The following is a 15215-nucleotide window of genomic DNA, read 5'->3' as shown; positions in this document are numbered from 1 at the left end:
GTGAGCGTGGATCAGGTGAGCGCGGATCAGGTGAGCGTGAACGGCACCTTCGTCACCACCGTGCGCCCGTCGAGCGTGACGGTGGTGATCCGCATCAGGTAGCCGCCGGCCGGCGCGACCGTCCCGTTCGAGAGCTTGCCGTCCCAGCTGATCGTCTGCCGGCCCGACAGGTACTCCTTGTTCGAGGCGAGCGTCTTGACCGAGGAGCCGTTCGCCTTCTGCGCCACGACGGTGCTGATCGCGGCGTCGGGGGTCAGCCAGTCGAGGGTGACGGTGCTGCCCCGCGGCCCGCTCTGCGGCGACACCCCGAAGCCCGAGGCGACGAAGGTCGGGAGCTTCCCGAGCGTCACGCTCGAGTGCGCGTCCGAGACGGCGAGCGCCGAGCGGCCGCCCGCGGTGAGCACCGAGGCCTGCGTCCCCGAGACCTGCATCGAGGCGGTCGAGGGGCCCGCGGTGTAGACCGCCTGGATCGTCTCGGTCGGCGTGTGGAAGACCGTGCCGTGGAGGTTCACCCCGTAGTCGGCTGTCAGGTCGTCGATCAGGATCGTGCCGGCGGTGACGCCCGAGGTGCTCTTGTAGACGAACATGTCGGTGAGCTTGACCGGGTAGTCCCACACTCCGTCGTCGTCGCCGCCCGAGTGGCTGTAGTTCGGGTTGAGCCCGTCGGAGAAGAGGGTCATCTTCTCCCAGCCCGGCGCCCCGGCGTTGCCGACCAGGCCCTGGAAGGTCTCGCCGGTGGCGTCCGTGATCTTGAGGTAGACCGGGCTGGCGCTCGCGTCGCCGTTCACCCAGACCGAGACCGCGGTCGGCGAGCCGGTCAGCGGCCGGCTGGTCTGGATCTGCGCCCCCTTCGACGAGCCGGAGAAGGCGTAGTCGAGCTTCAGCGAGGCGGCTCCGGAGTAGTTGGTCGACGTCGTGGCGAGGGTCGCGCTGCCGCCGCCGATCGGCGCCACCGCGAACTTCGACAGGGTGCCGAAGTCGTCCGCCCTGACCGGCGCCGAGGCCGCCGTCGCTCCCGCCCGGCCGACCGCCGTGCCCTCGGCGAGGATCGCGCCGACGTCCTTGAGCGCGGTGTACGCCGGCTTCAGCCGGCCCGACTTCTCCGTCACCGCGTAGGTGTCGAGGAAGTTCTCCTGATCGGACCCACCGACGAGGTTGTACCAGGCGATCGCCCGGATCCCCCTGGCCGCCGCGTCGAGGTACGAGCGCGAGAGGAACGCGGCCTGGTCGGCCTCGCTCGTCGCGTGCGCGCAGCTCCCGCAGGTCGCCCAGCTGACCTCGGTGATCCACAGGCTCCGCTCCGGCGAGGTCCGGGCGAGGAACGCCTCCGCCGCGTCGAGGTAGGTGGGGATCGCGCTGACCTCGGGGGCGCCCGAGACGGCGTAGGTGTGGATGGCGAGCCCGTCGTAGGAGTCGCCGGCCCCGGCGTCCAGCACACCCTGCATGAACGGGTCGCTGAACTGGTCCAGCCCGCCCACGAGCACGGTCGCCGTGGGGTCCGCCGCCTTGATCGCGGTGTACGCGGCCTTCAGCAGCGCGCCGTACTGCTGGGCGGTCCCGCCGCGCCAGTAGTAGTCGGTGTTCGGCTCGTTCCAGACCTCCCAGACGTGCACGCGGTCCTTGTAGCGCTCGACGGTCGCCGCCGCGTAGGCCGCGAAGGCCGCGGTGTCCGACGGCGGGTAGTACTGGGCGACGTCGGCCGCGGTCCCGGCGGGAGCCGAGGAGGCCCACGGCGCCGAGTAGGCGAGCTTGCCGATCATGTCGACGTTGCGCGCCCGGCTGATCGCCACGGCCTGGTCGAACTTCGCCCAGTCGTAGAAGCCGCGCCGCGGCTCGATGCGCTTCCACTCGAACTCCTCGCGGGCCCAGCGCACCGAGGCGTCCTCGAGCAGCGCCGCCTGGCGGTCCGCCTCGACGGGCGAGTCCTGCTCGGTGAGGAAGCTGTTGATGCCGCTGATCGAGGTCGGCGACGCCTCGGTCGCCTTCGCGCTGACGCCGGTCAGGTAGGGCTGCGCGGCGGTCGCGGCGCCCGTGAGCGCTCCGTCCGGGGTGGAGTCCCAGGCCAGCCGCGCCGAGACGCTGCCGGCCATGCCCGCTCCGGAGCCGTCGGTGCCGTCCCAGACCACGCTCACCGGTCCGGCCGCCCTCGCGGTGCCGGTGTAGCTGCGGGTGCGGCCGCCGTTGTCGGCGAGCGTCAGCGCGTAGTCGCCCGGTGCTCCCGCCGAGAAGCGGACCGTCGTCGTGGCCGCGTTCTCCCGCGAGAACCGCTCGCTGCTCGCCGTCGGCAGCGTCCAGTCCTTGTCCACGATCCGCAGGTTGTCGAGCGTCACGGAGCCGGTGGCCGGGGCCGATGCGCCGTTGCGGACGATGTTGACCCGCACCAGCGAGACCGGGTAGTCGAGCACGCCGTCCTCGTTGCCGAGGTGCGTGTCCGCGGCCGGCGCCCGGAGGTCGATCGTCGCCGTCGTCCAGCGCGAGAGGCTCAGCGCGTCCACGCGGTAGAGGAACATCTCGCCCGTCGCGTCGCGCAGCTTGAGGAAGACGGTGTTCCAGCTGCCGTCGCCGAGCACGTCGAGCTTGAGCGCGGAGGCGGGCTGGGTGAGCAGCGCCTCCGGAGTCGTCTTCGCCTCCGTCTCGGCGTCGCCCCGGGTCAGGTCGTAGCTGAGCTTCAGCGCGCCCGAGCCCTCCGTCCGCGTGGTCGAGGTGGTCGGCGTGACGGTGCCCGCGGCGCGGACCCAGTCGGCGCCACCGGTGTCGAACGACTCGGCGACCGCGGCGTCGGAGTCGGTGTCGGCGACGGTGAGCAGCACCGCCGTGCCGCTGCGCGCGGGGTTGGCCGCCATCGTGCCGTCGGCCGAGTCGTCGTGCGCGAAGACCGCGTCGATGTCGCCGCGCATCATCGCTCCCGCGTCGTCGGAGCCGTCCAGCGGCACCGAGACGGGGCCCGCCGCCGCGGCCTCGCCGGTGACGGTCCGCGTGCGCCCGTCGGCGTCGCCGAGCCGGAGCTCGTAGTCGCCGGGGCCGCTCGCCGTGAAGTCGACCGTCATGGTCTCCGAGGAGGCCGGGGTGAAGAAGTCGGTGGAGGAGACGGGCATCGACCAGCCGGAGGTCAGGACGCGCAGGTTGTCGAGCGTCACCGAGCCGACGGCCGGCTGGTTGCCGTTGCGCACCACCAGGAAGCCGCTGAGCGTGACCGGCAGGTCGAGCACCTGGTTCCCGTCGCCGCCCTCGACCGCCGCCGGGGCCCCCGTGAGATCGACGTCGACCGTCGCCCAGGACGTCGAGCGCATCGCGTCGAGCCGGTAGGTGTAGGTCTCGCCGGTCGCGTCGTGCAGCCGGGCGTAGACCGTGTTGTAGCTCGCGTCGCCGCGCAGGTCGATCCGCAGTCCGCGGGCCGGCGCGGTCAGCACCGTCGCCGGGGTGCCCTGCACGGTCTCGAGCAGTCCGTTCGAGAGGTCGTAGTCGATCCGCTGCGCCTGCGCGCCCTCGGTGCGCTGCGTCGTGGTCGAGACCGTGCCGCTGCCGAGCGCGACCCGCCAGCCGGAGGCCGCGGTCTCGAAGCCCTCGACCAGGGTCGCCGTGATCGGATCCGCGGCCGCGGCGGTCAACAGGATCGGCGTCGCCGAGCGGGTGCGCGGCTGGTCGATCGTGCCGTCGGGCGTCGAGTCCTGCAGGAAGGTGCTGCTGATCGGCCCCTGCATCGCCGTGCCGTCGCCGGCCGTGCCGTCGAAGACCGCCGAGACGTCGCCGGCCGCGGTCGCGGTGCCGGTGAGGTCGCGGGCGCGGCCCTGGCCGTCGCGCAGCTCGATCCGCCAGTCGCCGCCGCCGGCCGCGGTGAAGCCGAGGGTCGCCTCCGCGCCGGGCTCGAGGAACTCGGTGTCCGAGACGGGCAGCGTCCACCGGCTGCTGACGACCCGCAGATTGTCGAGCAGGAAGGTGCCGGTCGCCGGCTGCTGGCCGTTCCGCACGACCGAGAAGCCGGCGAGCGTCAGCGGCAGATCGAGCACGGAGTCGGCGTCGCCGCCCTCCGCGAGCACGGGGTCCTGGGTGAGGTCGACCGGGATCGTCGCCCAGGTCGAGTGCCGCATCGCGTCGAGGCGGTAGGTGAAGACCTCGCCCGTCGCGTCGGCGAGGCGGACGTAGACGGTGTTGTAGCTGCCGTCGCCGCGCAGATCGACCTTGAGCCCGGTCACCGGGCCGTCGGCGGCGGTGAGCGGGGCGGTGCGGGAGATCTCGGTCATCCCGGCGCCGAGGTCGTAGTCCACGGCGAGCGCGTCCGAGCCCTGCGTGCGCGCGGCGGCGGCGGGGCCGGTCGCGGTCGCGCGGCGCAGCACCGCCGAGCCGGAGGCGACGCCCCAGCCGTCGGGGCCGGCGTCGAAGCTCTCGACGAGGTCGGTGAGCGCGGCGTCGTCGGCGCCGGCCAGCGTGACGAGCAGCGGGATCCCGGTGGTCGATCCGGCGCCGAGCACGCCGTCGGCCGTGGAGTCCTGGCGGAAGACGCCGCGCACCTCGCCGGACATCGCGGCGCCCTGGTCGTCCTCGCCGTCCCAGTCCACGGTCGTCGTGCCGGCGGAGGCGGCGGTGCCCGAGAGCAGGCGCGAGCGGCCGTCGGCGCCGGTCAGCCGCAGCTCCCAGTCGCCCGCGGTCGCGGCCTCGAACGAGAACGACGCCTGCTCGCCGGCCTGCGGCGAGACGAACGGCGCCGCCGCGACGGGGAGGCTCCAGCCCGTGGTCACCGCGCGGACGTCGTCGAGCACGAACGCGCCGGTCGGCGGCTGCTCGCCGTTGCGCACCACGAGCACGCCGGCCAGGGTCAGCGGGGCGTCGAGGATGCCGTCGGCGTTGCCGCCCTCGCGCGCGGCCGGCTCGGCGGTGAGGTCGACGGTGAGGGTCTGGTAGTCGGTCGCCCGCATCGCGTCGATGCGGTGGACGAAGGTCTCGCCGCTCGCGTCGCGCACCCTCAGGTAGACCGTGTTGTACGAGCCGTCGCCCTGGAGGTCGACCGTGAGCGCCGTGACCGGCGTCGGGACGACCGGGGCGTCGACCGGGTCGTAGGCCAGCTCGGCCAGCCCGGCGGTCACGTCGTAGTCGACGGCCAGCGCCGAGCCGCCCTCCGAGGAGTCCGCGGAGGCGGTCGCCTGCACCGTTCCGGTGACGGCCGAGAGGCCCGGATCGGCGCGCTCGAAGCCGTCGACCTGCGTCGTCGGGGCGGGGTCCGCCACCGCCCAGGCCGGCACGACGAGCGTGCCCGCGATCAGGGCGATCGAGAGAGCGAGGACTGTTCGGGCACGCGACATGGGGTACTCCGCAGAGAGCGTCAGAAGAGCCGGTCCCTCGCCGGGGGAGAGCGAGCGGACGCGTCGCAGGGGCGACGTGGACGACACGCTAAGCCGCGGAGGAGCGCCGTCAAGGCGGCGGAGGAAGACTCAGTCTGAGAGCACTCTGAGAGGGGTCAGCCCGACGGGAGGGGCGGTGCCGCACTCTTCTTCCGCACTACAGTGCGGAAGTCCGGAGCGCCAGGGCTTGCTGTGGCGCGATTCGACGGACGTTGGCTCCAGACTAACCCCTCGGGCGTCGATCCGTCGCGGGGCGCGCGGCGCGTCGCGGGTCGGGTCTGGTGACAGGCGCGTCCTCCGCGCGAGGACGCGGCGGCCGCCGCCGAGCTCGGGCACGCGAAACCGGCTCCGGCACGCCAGAAACGCGCGAAACCACGAGCCGAACCTCATTTCGCGAGCCGAACCCGGCTCCGCCCCACCTTCGGCACGCGAAACCACCTCCGGCACGCCAGAACTGCACGAAACGACGAGCCGAACCTCATTCCGCGAGCCGAACCCGACTCCGCCCCACCTTCGGCACGCGAAACCACCTCCGGCACGCCAGAACTGCACGAAACGACGAGCCGAACCTCATTCCGCGAGCCGAACCCGGCTCCGCCCCACCTTCGGCACGCGAAACCACCTCCGGCACGCCAGAACCACGCGAAACCACGAGCCGAACCTCATTTCACGAGCCGGAGGTGCTCACTCCCGAGTTCCGGCACGCGAAACCACCTCGGGCACGCGAAATCCGCACGAATCCGCGAGCCGAACGTCATCCCGCGAGCCGAACCCGACTCCGCCCACCTCGGGCACGCGAAACCACCTCCGGCACGCCAGAATGACGCAAAACCACGAGCCGGGGGTCATTCCACGAGCCGGAGGTGCTCACTACCCGAGCTCCAGCACGCGAAATCACCCCCGGCACGTCAGAACCACGCGAAACCGCGAGCCGGAGGTCGTTCCACGAGCCGGAGGCGCTCCGGCGCACCGGCCGCCGTCGCGCGCGTCAGCGCCAGGGCAGCGCCGAGCGCTCGGCCCAGTACTCCGCGGCGTCCTGTGTCGGCAGCTCCAGCGCCGGCAGCGCCGCCGGCAGCGCCGCCGCTCGTGCTCGCAGGTTCTCCCGCAGCTGCCCGGGGGTCGCCGCGCCGCTCAGCACGACGTCCGCCCACGGCTGCGCGAGCGCCGCGCCGAGCGCGAGGTCCTCCGGCGCCCCCGGCAGCCGCCGCAGCGCGGCCGACGCGCGCTCGCCCACCAGCCGCCCGTTCGCGAGCGCCTCCTTGACCACGACCGTCCAGCCCGCGTCGTGCACCTCGGCGAGCGCCGTTCCGGCCGAGCGCTCGAGCAGGTTCCAGGTGGACTGCACGACGCGGAACGGCGAGTCCGGGATCGCCTGAGCGAGCCGGATCACGCGGGCCTGCTCCGCTCCGCTGGTCGAGAGGCCGACGACGACCCCCGAGCCGGCGAGCCCGCGCAGCCGGTCGAGCAGCGTCCGGTCGGTCAGTGCCGGGCTCTCCGGGGTGATCGAGTGCACGAGGTAGCGGTCGGGCGCGCTGCCGAGCGCCGCGAGCGTCGCGGACCACTGGCGCTCGAGCATCGCGACCGAGTGCTCCTTGCGCTCGTGCACCGCGGCGTCCATCGCCCAGTCGCCGACGTACTCGTAGCCCCACTTCGACTCGACGGTCAGCTCCGCCCGCCGCTCGGGGTGCTCCGCGAGCCAGCCGCCGAGGAACTCCTCGGCCCGCCCGTAGGAGCGGGCGACGTCGAGGAAGCGCACCCCGAGGTCCCACGCGGTGTCGAGCAGCTCGTGCGTGCGCGCGCGGAGGGCGTCGACGCTGCGCCGCTCGGGCGGCCCGAGGTCGCCGTCGCGGCCCGCGGTGATGTAGGCGGGGCGGCCGACGGCGGCGAGGCCGAGGCCGAGGCGCGCGGAGAGGGAGGCCATGCTGCTCGTTCCGTTCGGGGTCGCCTCCACCGTAGACGCGACCCGCGGCCGCCGCCCGTCCCACTGTCTCGCCGACGCCCCACCCCGGTCGGGATCAGCGGCGAGCCGAGACCCTGTTGACGGCCGCGACCTCGACCAGGGCCCACAGCATGACGACGATGCCGACCGCGAGAGCGATGAACCACCCAGGTCCGAGCTCGAGCGTGGCCGCGGGGATCGGGGCGGCGAGGTCGACCGCGCTGAGGTCGACGGTGCGTCCGGGGAGCCCGACCGCGCTCAGGTCCACACCCTCGGGGAGGGTCACCACTCCGACCTCGCCCCGGAGCCCGAACGAGCCGAGCACGTCTCCGACGTCGTAGGACAGCGCGCCGATGTCGCTCAGCAGCTCCGTCACCGGCGCCGCCAGCGCCAGCACCGAACCGGCCACGAAGGTCCAGACTCCGCCCAGCGTCACCGCGGCGACGGCGGCGGTCCTCGAGGGCCGCCACCACGCCAGCACCAGGACGACGGCGAGCAGACCCGCGGAGGTGAGCACGGCGACGTCGATCCCGGTCCCCCAGGCGACCACGCTGAGCGGCGGGACGATCCGCGAGTCGAAGGTGAACCAGCCGACGAGCAGCATCGACGCCGTCGCGGCGACCGCCACGACCAGGACGGCGAGGAGGGCCAGGCGGACCGTCGAGAGGGGCTGATGCGTCGCGCGCACCGCGACCGCGCGGGCGCGGAGCCCCCGCGCCGGGGGCACGACGGCGGCGGCGACCGCCTCGGATCCCGCGGTCCAGGCCGTGGACGCGGAGGACGGGGCGCCGAACGCGGGCTCGAACGACGACGCTCCGAACGACGAGGCCGGCGGCGACGCCGTCCCGAACGACCCCGTGCCGAACGACGACGCCCCGAACGATCCCGCCCCGAACGACGGCGGAGGCGGCGTCCCGAACCCCGGGAACGCGGTCGGCTCGGCCGGCGGTGTCCCGGCACCGGCCGCGCCGGTCGGGATCGCCGCCGCATCCGCCACGGCCGGCCGCGCGCTCGCCCGGTCGGGCCTGCGCAGCGTCCGCACCAGCACGACGACGGCCAGCACCAGCGGTCCCAGCACGGGGACGAGCGCGCAGATCACGAGCGCCGCCCACTTCGGCACGCCGGCCGGGGGCGCCAGAGCGAGCCCGGTCACGAGCGCGACGATCAGGTGGCAGCCCACGAGCAGGACCGTGCTCTGGGCGAGGAAGTTCAGCCAGCCACCGATGTCCACGGGGTCTCCTTCGGTTCCGGCCCCGCGGGTGCGGAGCGCTGGTGACACTGCTCGACGACGTCCCGCAGCCAGCGGACGATCTCCGTCGACGCGAGGGGGCCGGCGGCGGCGGTCGTGTGCACTCCCGGGGGCCGGAGCACCTCGGCGTGCGCGGGGACGACGGCGTGGTCGGCCTCGCGGAGCATCCTCCGGTCGAGCTCGGCGTCCCCCGCGGCGAGCACGATCCGCGCACCGAGTCGCCGCGCGACCTCGGCCACGGCGACGGCCTTCTCGACGACCTCGGGGACGAGATAGACCTTGCGACCCTGACGGCTGCACCGCCAGCCGAGGCCGACGGCGACGGGGCCGAGCAGCACGGTCGCCTCCTCCGCCGACTCCGCGTCCGGGGAGACGAGGTAGACGAAGACGTCGTCGACGACGCGCGCGGTCGCACCGGGGACCAGGCCCGCGGCGAGGTCCCGGACGTGGGGGACGCTCACTCCCGTGTCCCGGACGGCCTCGGCGACGCGGGCCGACCACTCGGGGTCGGGCGCACCGTGCTCGAGGATCACTCCGCCGTTCGCGGCGATCTCGAAGCGGTGCGGGACGTCGTCGAAGAGCGTCACCCGGCGCAGCTGCGCGACGGAGCGGGTCGTGGTGGGCACCACCGCGCTGCCGGTCGCGAGCGCGGTGAGATCGGCGGCGAGACCCGCCGGCGCGAAGGCGGACGCGCTGCCGTCGATGTGCTCGACCACCGCCAGTCCCTCCCGGTGGGCGCCGACGGAGCGCGCGGAGTGGATCAGCGTGCGGTCCAGGTCGAGGAAGGCGGCGATCACGAGGCGCCCCTGTCCTCGATGATCCCGAGCGCGACGAAGGGCATCTCGTCGTCGACGGTCACCGGGACGCCGCGGTCCGCCGCGAGCACCCGGAGGTGCTCCACCTCGCCGGCCGCGTCCGAGCGCACGACGATCCCGCGCGGCACCCGGCGCAGGAGGACCCGCGTCGTCTCGCCGATCCCGGGCTTGAGGAGATCGCGGTGCCGCACCCCGTGGCGGAGCAGGAGGGCGTCGATCTCGGCCGCGGCCCGCGCCGGCTGCGGCGGCTCCGGCTCGGGCAGAGGGCCGGGCGGAGGGCCGGGAACGGTCCCGGAGTGCGCCTCGACGGCCGCGAGGAACTGCGCCGACCGGTCCGCCGCGGCGAGATGGCGGTAGAACTTCGCGCCGTGGAACATCCCGGGGCGGATGAGGTCGCTCGAGAGCACCGTGCGCGACACCAGGCCCGAGACGGTGGAGTTCAGGCAGGCGGAGGGCACGAGGACGTCGTCGCGGGTCGCGCGCAGGTCGGCGACGCCGAGCGGATCGCTCAGGACGGCGAGCGAGGGACGCAGCCAGACGCCCGGTGCGAAGCGGTGCGCCGCGACCGCGGTCCGCAGCGTGTCGGCGATGACCCCCTTGCCCGTCCAGCCGTCGACGAAGACGATCGACTCCGGCGGCGCGAGCGCGAGCACGTGGTCGAGCGCGACGGCGTCGATCCCGCGGCCGCGCACGATCGACAGGGCGAGGTGCGGGACGCTCCGGCCGCGCTCCCGCAGGAACCAGCGCCGCAGCAGCACCCCGATCGGCACTCCGGCCCGCGCGAGGGAGACCAGCACCGGGGCCGGCCCGTGGCGGCGCTCGATCCGCGCGCCGAGGGCGGCGATGCCGGCGGCGACCGACTCCGCGCCGCGCTCCAGCGCGCGCTCGTACGCGTCGAGGTACTGCGCGGTCGGCTCGTACTCGATCGGCAGCGACTCGGAGTAGTGGCGGGTGCCGTCCTGGATCGGTCCTTCGCGCTCCTCCCGCGGCCGCTCGAGGGCGTGGCTCGACAGGTCGCTGAGCAGCCAGGAGACGTCCTCGGCGGCGTAGCTGGAGAACTCCGGACCGGTGAGCGGCAGCGGGGCCGGCGCCGGCGCGGTCAGCGGCGTCGCGAGCACGTCGATGACGCGGAACCACTCGCCGAGGCGCGCGGGCAGATCCTCCGGGCCGTCGCCGTCCGGGGAGACCGTCTCGTCGTGGCAGACGATCGCCACCCGGACGCCGGCGTCGCTCGCGGCGAGGTTGTAGGCGAAGCGGAGCGCTCCCTCCTCGCCCGCGACGTCCATGCGCACGGCGACGCCCGAGCGCAGCCCGTAGTCCGGTCGGTCCAGGACCAGGGCGGGCGACCGGGTCGTCGAGCTGGTGAGCACTCGCGCCGCCGCGTGCTCCGCCAGGAACTCCGCGAGCAGCTGGGGGATGCGGAGGAACTCCTCCGTCCCGAGGACCACGATCTCGTCGCCGGCGCCCAGGGCGGCGAGCCCCTCCTCCTCGAGCAGCCGGCGGCCGAGAGCGGCGACCGCCGCGCGCGAGCGCGACCGGTCCTCGCGGCCGGAGCCGGCCGCGGTGCGGGTCGGCAGCAGCGCCGCGCGCAGCCGGCGGACCCGGCCCTCGGCCGCGGGAGGACGCGGGCGAGCGCCGCGCCGCTGGACTCCAGGGCGGCCACCGCCTCGGCCACCGCGACCGCGTCGACCTCGTGGACCGCGACCAGGTGGACGGCCGCGTCGAGACCGGCCGCCGCCTCCGCCCAGTCCGCCCGCTGCTCGGCCGAGCGCGAGTCGTGCAGTGCGGCGACGACGACGACCTGCGCCGGATGCCGCGCCAGCAGGAGCCGCGCGAGAGCGAGCACGGTCCGCCCCGAGGTGACCTCGTCGTCGACCAGCACGAGTGCGGTGACGGGTCCGGGGGGCAGCGCTCCGGTGAGGACGAGGTGGCCGGGCGCGTGCGAGTGCGCCTCCTCGAAGTCGCCGTCGACCACGTCGCCCGGGAGCAGGTAGCGGGTCGAGTGGGCGTCGCGGCGGGCGCCGAGGCTCTCGGCGACGGCCGCCGACAGCCCGGTGGCCGTCTCGGCGAAGCCGATGACGACGGACTCCGCCGGATCGGCTCCGGCCGAGCGGAGAGTCCCGGCCACGAGGGCGGCGAGCCGGTCCGCGGCGTCGCGGACGACGGACGGAGCGACCGGCACGTGCTTGCCGAGGAGGGAGCTGACCAGCAGCTGGCGCCGGAGCGGATTGTCGCGGACGGCGAGGACGATCGGCGCGAGCTCCGCGAGGCCGGCGGTCATCGCTTCACCCGGTCGAGCTGCATCAGCAGGTCGACGTAGCCGAGGTCGGGGCGGAGCACCCCGAAGGCCGCGGCGCGCAGGAGGACGCGGTCGGCCCAGGCCGAGTGCGGACGCACCTCGTTCATCTTGTTGCGGGCCTGGCTGCGGAGCACGCCGCCCCGCTCGCGAGCCGCGGACACCGCGACCGCGTCGCAGAACTCCTCGTGCCGCACGGCGCTGAGGGCGTGCACCACCGCGACGTGCGAGGGGTGGATCACGGTCTTGCCCGAGAGCCCGTTGATCTTGTCGAGCTCGATCTCGTTGATCAGGCCGTCGAGTCCCTTGTCGAGGAGCGCCCGCCGGTAGTGCGGGGCGTCCCGGTCGAGGAAGGGCGATTCGCGCAGGCGCGGCTTCTGGATGCGGGTCTGCTTGGAGAAGTGCTCCCAGACGGCGCCCGAGACGGGATAGGCCCACGGCGTCTCGCGGGCGAAGACGTTGATGACGTCGCCGATGGCGTCGGCGACGACGCGGACGTCGTAGATGGTCGACTCGCCGTCGCGACGCAGGCCGAAGGCCGAGGCCAGGTCGGTCGCTCCGATCCGGACGCAGAGCACCGAGGCGCGGTGCGCGTCGAGGAGGGCGCGGGCGGCGATCAGCTGCGCGAAGCGCGTCTCCCGGTGCGCCGCCGACACCGCCTCGATCACCGGCATCACGAAGAGCGGCCGCTCCGCCACGCGCTCGGCCTCCGCGAGCGCCGAGAAGCAGGCCTCGCCGTGGGCGCCCGCCTCGAACTTCGGCAGGACGAACCCGGTGAGGGCGGCGCAGCGGTCGCGGCCGAGGGCCGCGACGATGCGCACGATGCCGCCGACGTCGGCGACGCGCACGAACACCGCGGGGAGCGAGTGGAGCGATCCGTCGGCGCGTCCGTCCTCGCAGGCGGCGAGCCGGGCGAGCGCGGCGACGACCGCGCGCTCGGCCGCCGCGCGGGCGTCGGGACGGACGGCGTCCTCGAGATCGACGACGACCGACTGCACGCCGTTGCGGCGGCGGGAGAGGACGTCCTCGACGAGCGAGGGCCGGTCGGCGGGGATGTAGAGCGTGGCGCCGAGGGCGAGCCCGAGCTCCCCGGTGACGGAGTCCAGCGGGATCGGGCCGGGCTGGACGTCGAACAGCTCGTCGAGCTGGTCGGGCGACAGAGTGTCGAAGTGCTTCAGCGGCACGGGCTCAGACCACCTCTCGGACCCCGGGGGCCTCGGACTCGGCGGCGGCGGACCGGCGGTTCGAGACGATGCTGCTCAGCCAGCCGGCGCTGATGAACAGCACGCCGATGAGGCCGGTCACCAGCTCGGGGATCTCGAGCGAGACGGTCAGCAGCATGATCACGGCGAGCGCGCCGACCGCCCAGAGCGCGCCGTGCTCGAGGAACACGAACTCGCGGAGCGTGCCGCGGTGGACGAAGTGGATGGTGAGGGAGCGGATGTACATCGCTCCGACGCCGAGCCCGATCGCGATCAGGATCGGGTCGGACGTGATCGCGAACGCCCCGATGACGCCGTCGAAGGAGAAGCTCGCATCGAGCACCTCGAGGTAGAGGAAGAGGAAGAACGCGGCGCGCCCGGCGACCTTCACCGTCCCGCTCGTCGTGCCGGCCTCCGGCATCCCCTCGACCTGCCCCTCGAACAGGTTCCCGAGGGCGTTCACGAGCAGGTAGGTCCCCGTGCCGATCGCGCCGGAGATCAGCACCACGGCCGGCTCCGGCGCGAGGAACTCCGCGACCGACACGAGCACGGCGAGCGCGACGACGACGTGGATGTTCTGCACCCGGCCGATGCTCTGCAGCGGGCGCTCGATCCAGCGGATCCAGAGGCGCTCGCGGGGGTCGAAGAGGAAGTTGAGGAAGAGCATCAGCAGGAACATGCCGCCGAACGCGGCGATGGCGGGGTGCGCCTCGTGCAGGATGTAGCCGTAGCTGCCGGGCTCCTCCGGATCGCCCTGCTCCATCGCCAGGCTGATCGCCTCGATCGGGCCCAGGCCCGCGGTCGCGGCGACGACGACGAAGGGGAAGACCAGGCGCATCCCGAACACGGCGATCAGGACGCCGATGGTGAGGAAGATCCGCTGCCAGAAGGCGGTCATGCGGTCGAGGATCCCGGCGTTGACGACGGCGTTGTCGAAGGACAGCGACACCTCCAGCACGCAGAGGATGAGGACCAGGACGAGCCCCTCGACCCCGCCGTAGAGGAAGCCGAGCGCGATGCCCGCCAGTGTGACCGCGTACGACCACCCGAATGTCTTGAGCATGTTCTTCCCGTCCTGTCGTGCGGTTGCTGGCTCGCGGCGGCGGAGTCGCGCCGGAGGGGGCCGCGGGCCCCGGAGTCCCGGGGCCCGCGGCACGGGGGTCAGACGTTGACGCCGAACTGGCGCAGGGTGCCCTCGAAGCCGCCGTCGTAGGTGTCGCCGAGCGCGCGGAACTTCCACTCCGCGCCGTCGCGGTAGACCTCGCCGAAGACGAGGGTGCTCGTCGATCCGGCTCCCGCCCCGAGGTCGAAGCGGGCGAGCTCGCTGCCGCCGTCGTTGTTGACCACGCGGATGAAGGAGCTCGCGATGGAGGAGAAGGTCTGCCCCTTCTTCTCGGCCTCGTAGATGCTGACGAGGAACGTGACCGACTCGACGCCCGCGGGCACGGCGAGCAGGTCGATGACGATCTGCTCGTCGTCCCCCTCGCCCTCGCCGGTCAGGTTGTCGCCCAGGTGGCTGACCGCTCCGCTCGCGTGCACGAGGTTCCCGAAGTAGACGAAGTCGGAGTCCTGGGCGACCCGGCCGGACGCGTCCAGGAGGAGCGCGGAGGCGTCGAGGTCGGTCGTCCCGCCGAAGCCCTGCGGCGCCGGGTCCCAGCCGAGGCCGACGGTGATCGCGGTCAGTCCGCGGGGTCCTGCTTCCTTGGTGAGCGAGATGGTCCCGCCCTTGCTGAGGCTGATGGCCATGAGTGTGGTTCTCCTTGTCGAGTCTTCGTGCGGTGGTGGTGTGGAAGTGAGGTCAGAGGATGCGCGCGACGGCGGGCAGCAGGTCGCGGATCGTGCGGCCCTGCGCGCGCTCGCCGATCGCCTGCATGCTCCAGCCGCTACCGTCGCGGACGAGCTTCGCCATGATCTGGGCCGTGTGCGACCCGGAGCCGGAGAGGGCGTAGCGGGCGATCTCGACGCCGTTCGTGGCGTCGACGAGCCGGCAGAAGGCGTTCTCGATCTGGCTGAAGTTCTCGCCGGAGTAGCTGTTGACGACGAAGACCAGCGTCTGCGCCCGCGCGTCGACGCCGAGCAGGTCGACGACGATGCTCTCGTCGTCGCCGTCGCCGGCCCCGGTGGTGTTGTCGCCCGTGTGGCGGATCGAGCCGTCGACGCTGACGAGCTGCTGGAACCAGACCTGGTCGATCAGGAGTCCGGAGCCGTCGTAGACCAGGCACGAGGCGTCGAGGTCGATCTCCTGCTCCTTCTCGCGGCCGAAGAAGCCGCGGACGGTCTTGGCGTCCCAGCCGAGGCCCATGTGCGCCCGGGTCAACGTCCCGCCCTCCCGCTTGAGGAGCGAGACGCGCTGTCCCTTGCTGAGGCTGATGGTCATG

The 15215-nt window shown here is 73.6% G+C and carries 10 protein-coding genes; 1 reads left to right on the top strand and 9 read right to left on the bottom strand.

The annotated features are described in order from the left end of the window. Positions 1–26 precede the first annotated feature (26 nt). The 5 genes from GSU72_RS00415 to GSU72_RS00395 form a co-directional block, all read right to left on the bottom strand. A complete protein-coding gene (locus GSU72_RS00415) occupies positions 27–5297 on the bottom strand; it encodes a cellulase family glycosylhydrolase (RefSeq protein ID WP_159982767.1) in 5271 nt (1756 codons plus the stop codon). A gap of 1027 nt (positions 5298–6324) precedes the next feature. Further along, positions 6325–7257, bottom strand: a complete 933-nt coding sequence (locus GSU72_RS00410; RefSeq protein WP_159982765.1) for an aldo/keto reductase — start codon at positions 7255–7257, stop codon at positions 6325–6327. 94 nt (positions 7258–7351) lie between these two features. Next, the gene (locus GSU72_RS00405) at positions 7352–8506 is read right to left on the bottom strand and encodes a hypothetical protein (RefSeq protein WP_159982763.1); all 1155 of its coding nucleotides are present in this window, start codon (positions 8504–8506) and stop codon (positions 7352–7354) included. Then, the gene (locus tag GSU72_RS00400) at positions 8485–9321 is read right to left on the bottom strand and encodes a sucrose-6-phosphate hydrolase (RefSeq protein ID WP_159982761.1); all 837 of its coding nucleotides are present in this window, start codon (positions 9319–9321) and stop codon (positions 8485–8487) included. The genes GSU72_RS00405 and GSU72_RS00400 overlap by 22 nt, the downstream gene beginning before the upstream one ends. After that, entirely contained in the window at positions 9318–10916 is a 1599-nt protein-coding gene (locus tag GSU72_RS00395; RefSeq protein ID WP_279631749.1) for a cysteine protease StiP domain-containing protein, read from the bottom strand. Before GSU72_RS00395 ends, GSU72_RS00400 begins: the two co-directional genes overlap by 4 nt. Positions 10917–11032: 116 nt before the next feature. Here GSU72_RS00395 and GSU72_RS21155 point away from each other — a divergent pair, with 116 nt between their 5' ends. Next, positions 11033–11659, top strand: coding sequence for a hypothetical protein (locus tag GSU72_RS21155; protein ID WP_167306077.1), 627 nt, complete (start codon positions 11033–11035; stop codon positions 11657–11659). Here the strand turns inward: GSU72_RS21155 and GSU72_RS00385 are convergent. The 4 genes from GSU72_RS00385 to GSU72_RS00370 form a co-directional block, all read right to left on the bottom strand. Then, positions 11617–12819 carry an HpcH/HpaI aldolase/citrate lyase family protein gene (locus tag GSU72_RS00385; RefSeq protein ID WP_159982755.1) on the bottom strand — a complete coding sequence of 401 codons (1203 nt, stop codon included), beginning with the start codon at positions 12817–12819 and terminating at the stop codon, positions 11617–11619. The two genes, GSU72_RS21155 and GSU72_RS00385, sit on opposite strands and share 43 nt — an antisense overlap. 4 nt (positions 12820–12823) lie before the next feature. Further along, positions 12824–13900, bottom strand: a complete 1077-nt coding sequence (locus tag GSU72_RS00380) for a DUF475 domain-containing protein (protein WP_159982753.1) — start codon at positions 13898–13900, stop codon at positions 12824–12826. Positions 13901–13998: 98 nt separating this feature from the next. Beyond that, a complete protein-coding gene (locus GSU72_RS00375; RefSeq protein ID WP_159982751.1) occupies positions 13999–14583 on the bottom strand; it encodes a TerD family protein in 585 nt (194 codons plus the stop codon). A gap of 52 nt (positions 14584–14635) precedes the next feature. Further along, the gene (locus GSU72_RS00370; protein WP_159982749.1) at positions 14636–15214 is read right to left on the bottom strand and encodes a TerD family protein; all 579 of its coding nucleotides are present in this window, start codon (positions 15212–15214) and stop codon (positions 14636–14638) included. Position 15215 lies beyond the last annotated feature (1 nt).

Source organism: Rathayibacter sp. VKM Ac-2760, from assembly GCF_009834185.1.
GTDB lineage: Bacteria > Actinomycetota > Actinomycetes > Actinomycetales > Microbacteriaceae > Rathayibacter.
This window is presented reverse-complemented; position numbering and strand designations above follow the sequence as displayed.

Excerpts from the sequence above, each read along its gene's own strand:
- GSU72_RS00375 (WP_159982751.1), bottom strand. The coding sequence starts at position 14,583 with ATGGCCATCAGCCTCAGCAAGGGCGGGACCATCTCGCTCACCAAGGAA.
- GSU72_RS00380 (WP_159982753.1), bottom strand. The coding sequence starts at position 13,900 with ATGCTCAAGACATTCGGGTGGTCGTACGCGGTCACACTGGCGGGCATC.
- GSU72_RS00370 (WP_159982749.1), bottom strand. The coding sequence starts at position 15,214 with ATGACCATCAGCCTCAGCAAGGGACAGCGCGTCTCGCTCCTCAAGCGG.
- GSU72_RS00410 (WP_159982765.1), bottom strand. The coding sequence starts at position 7,257 with ATGGCCTCCCTCTCCGCGCGCCTCGGCCTCGGCCTCGCCGCCGTCGGC.
- GSU72_RS00415 (WP_159982767.1), bottom strand. The coding sequence starts at position 5,297 with ATGTCGCGTGCCCGAACAGTCCTCGCTCTCTCGATCGCCCTGATCGCG.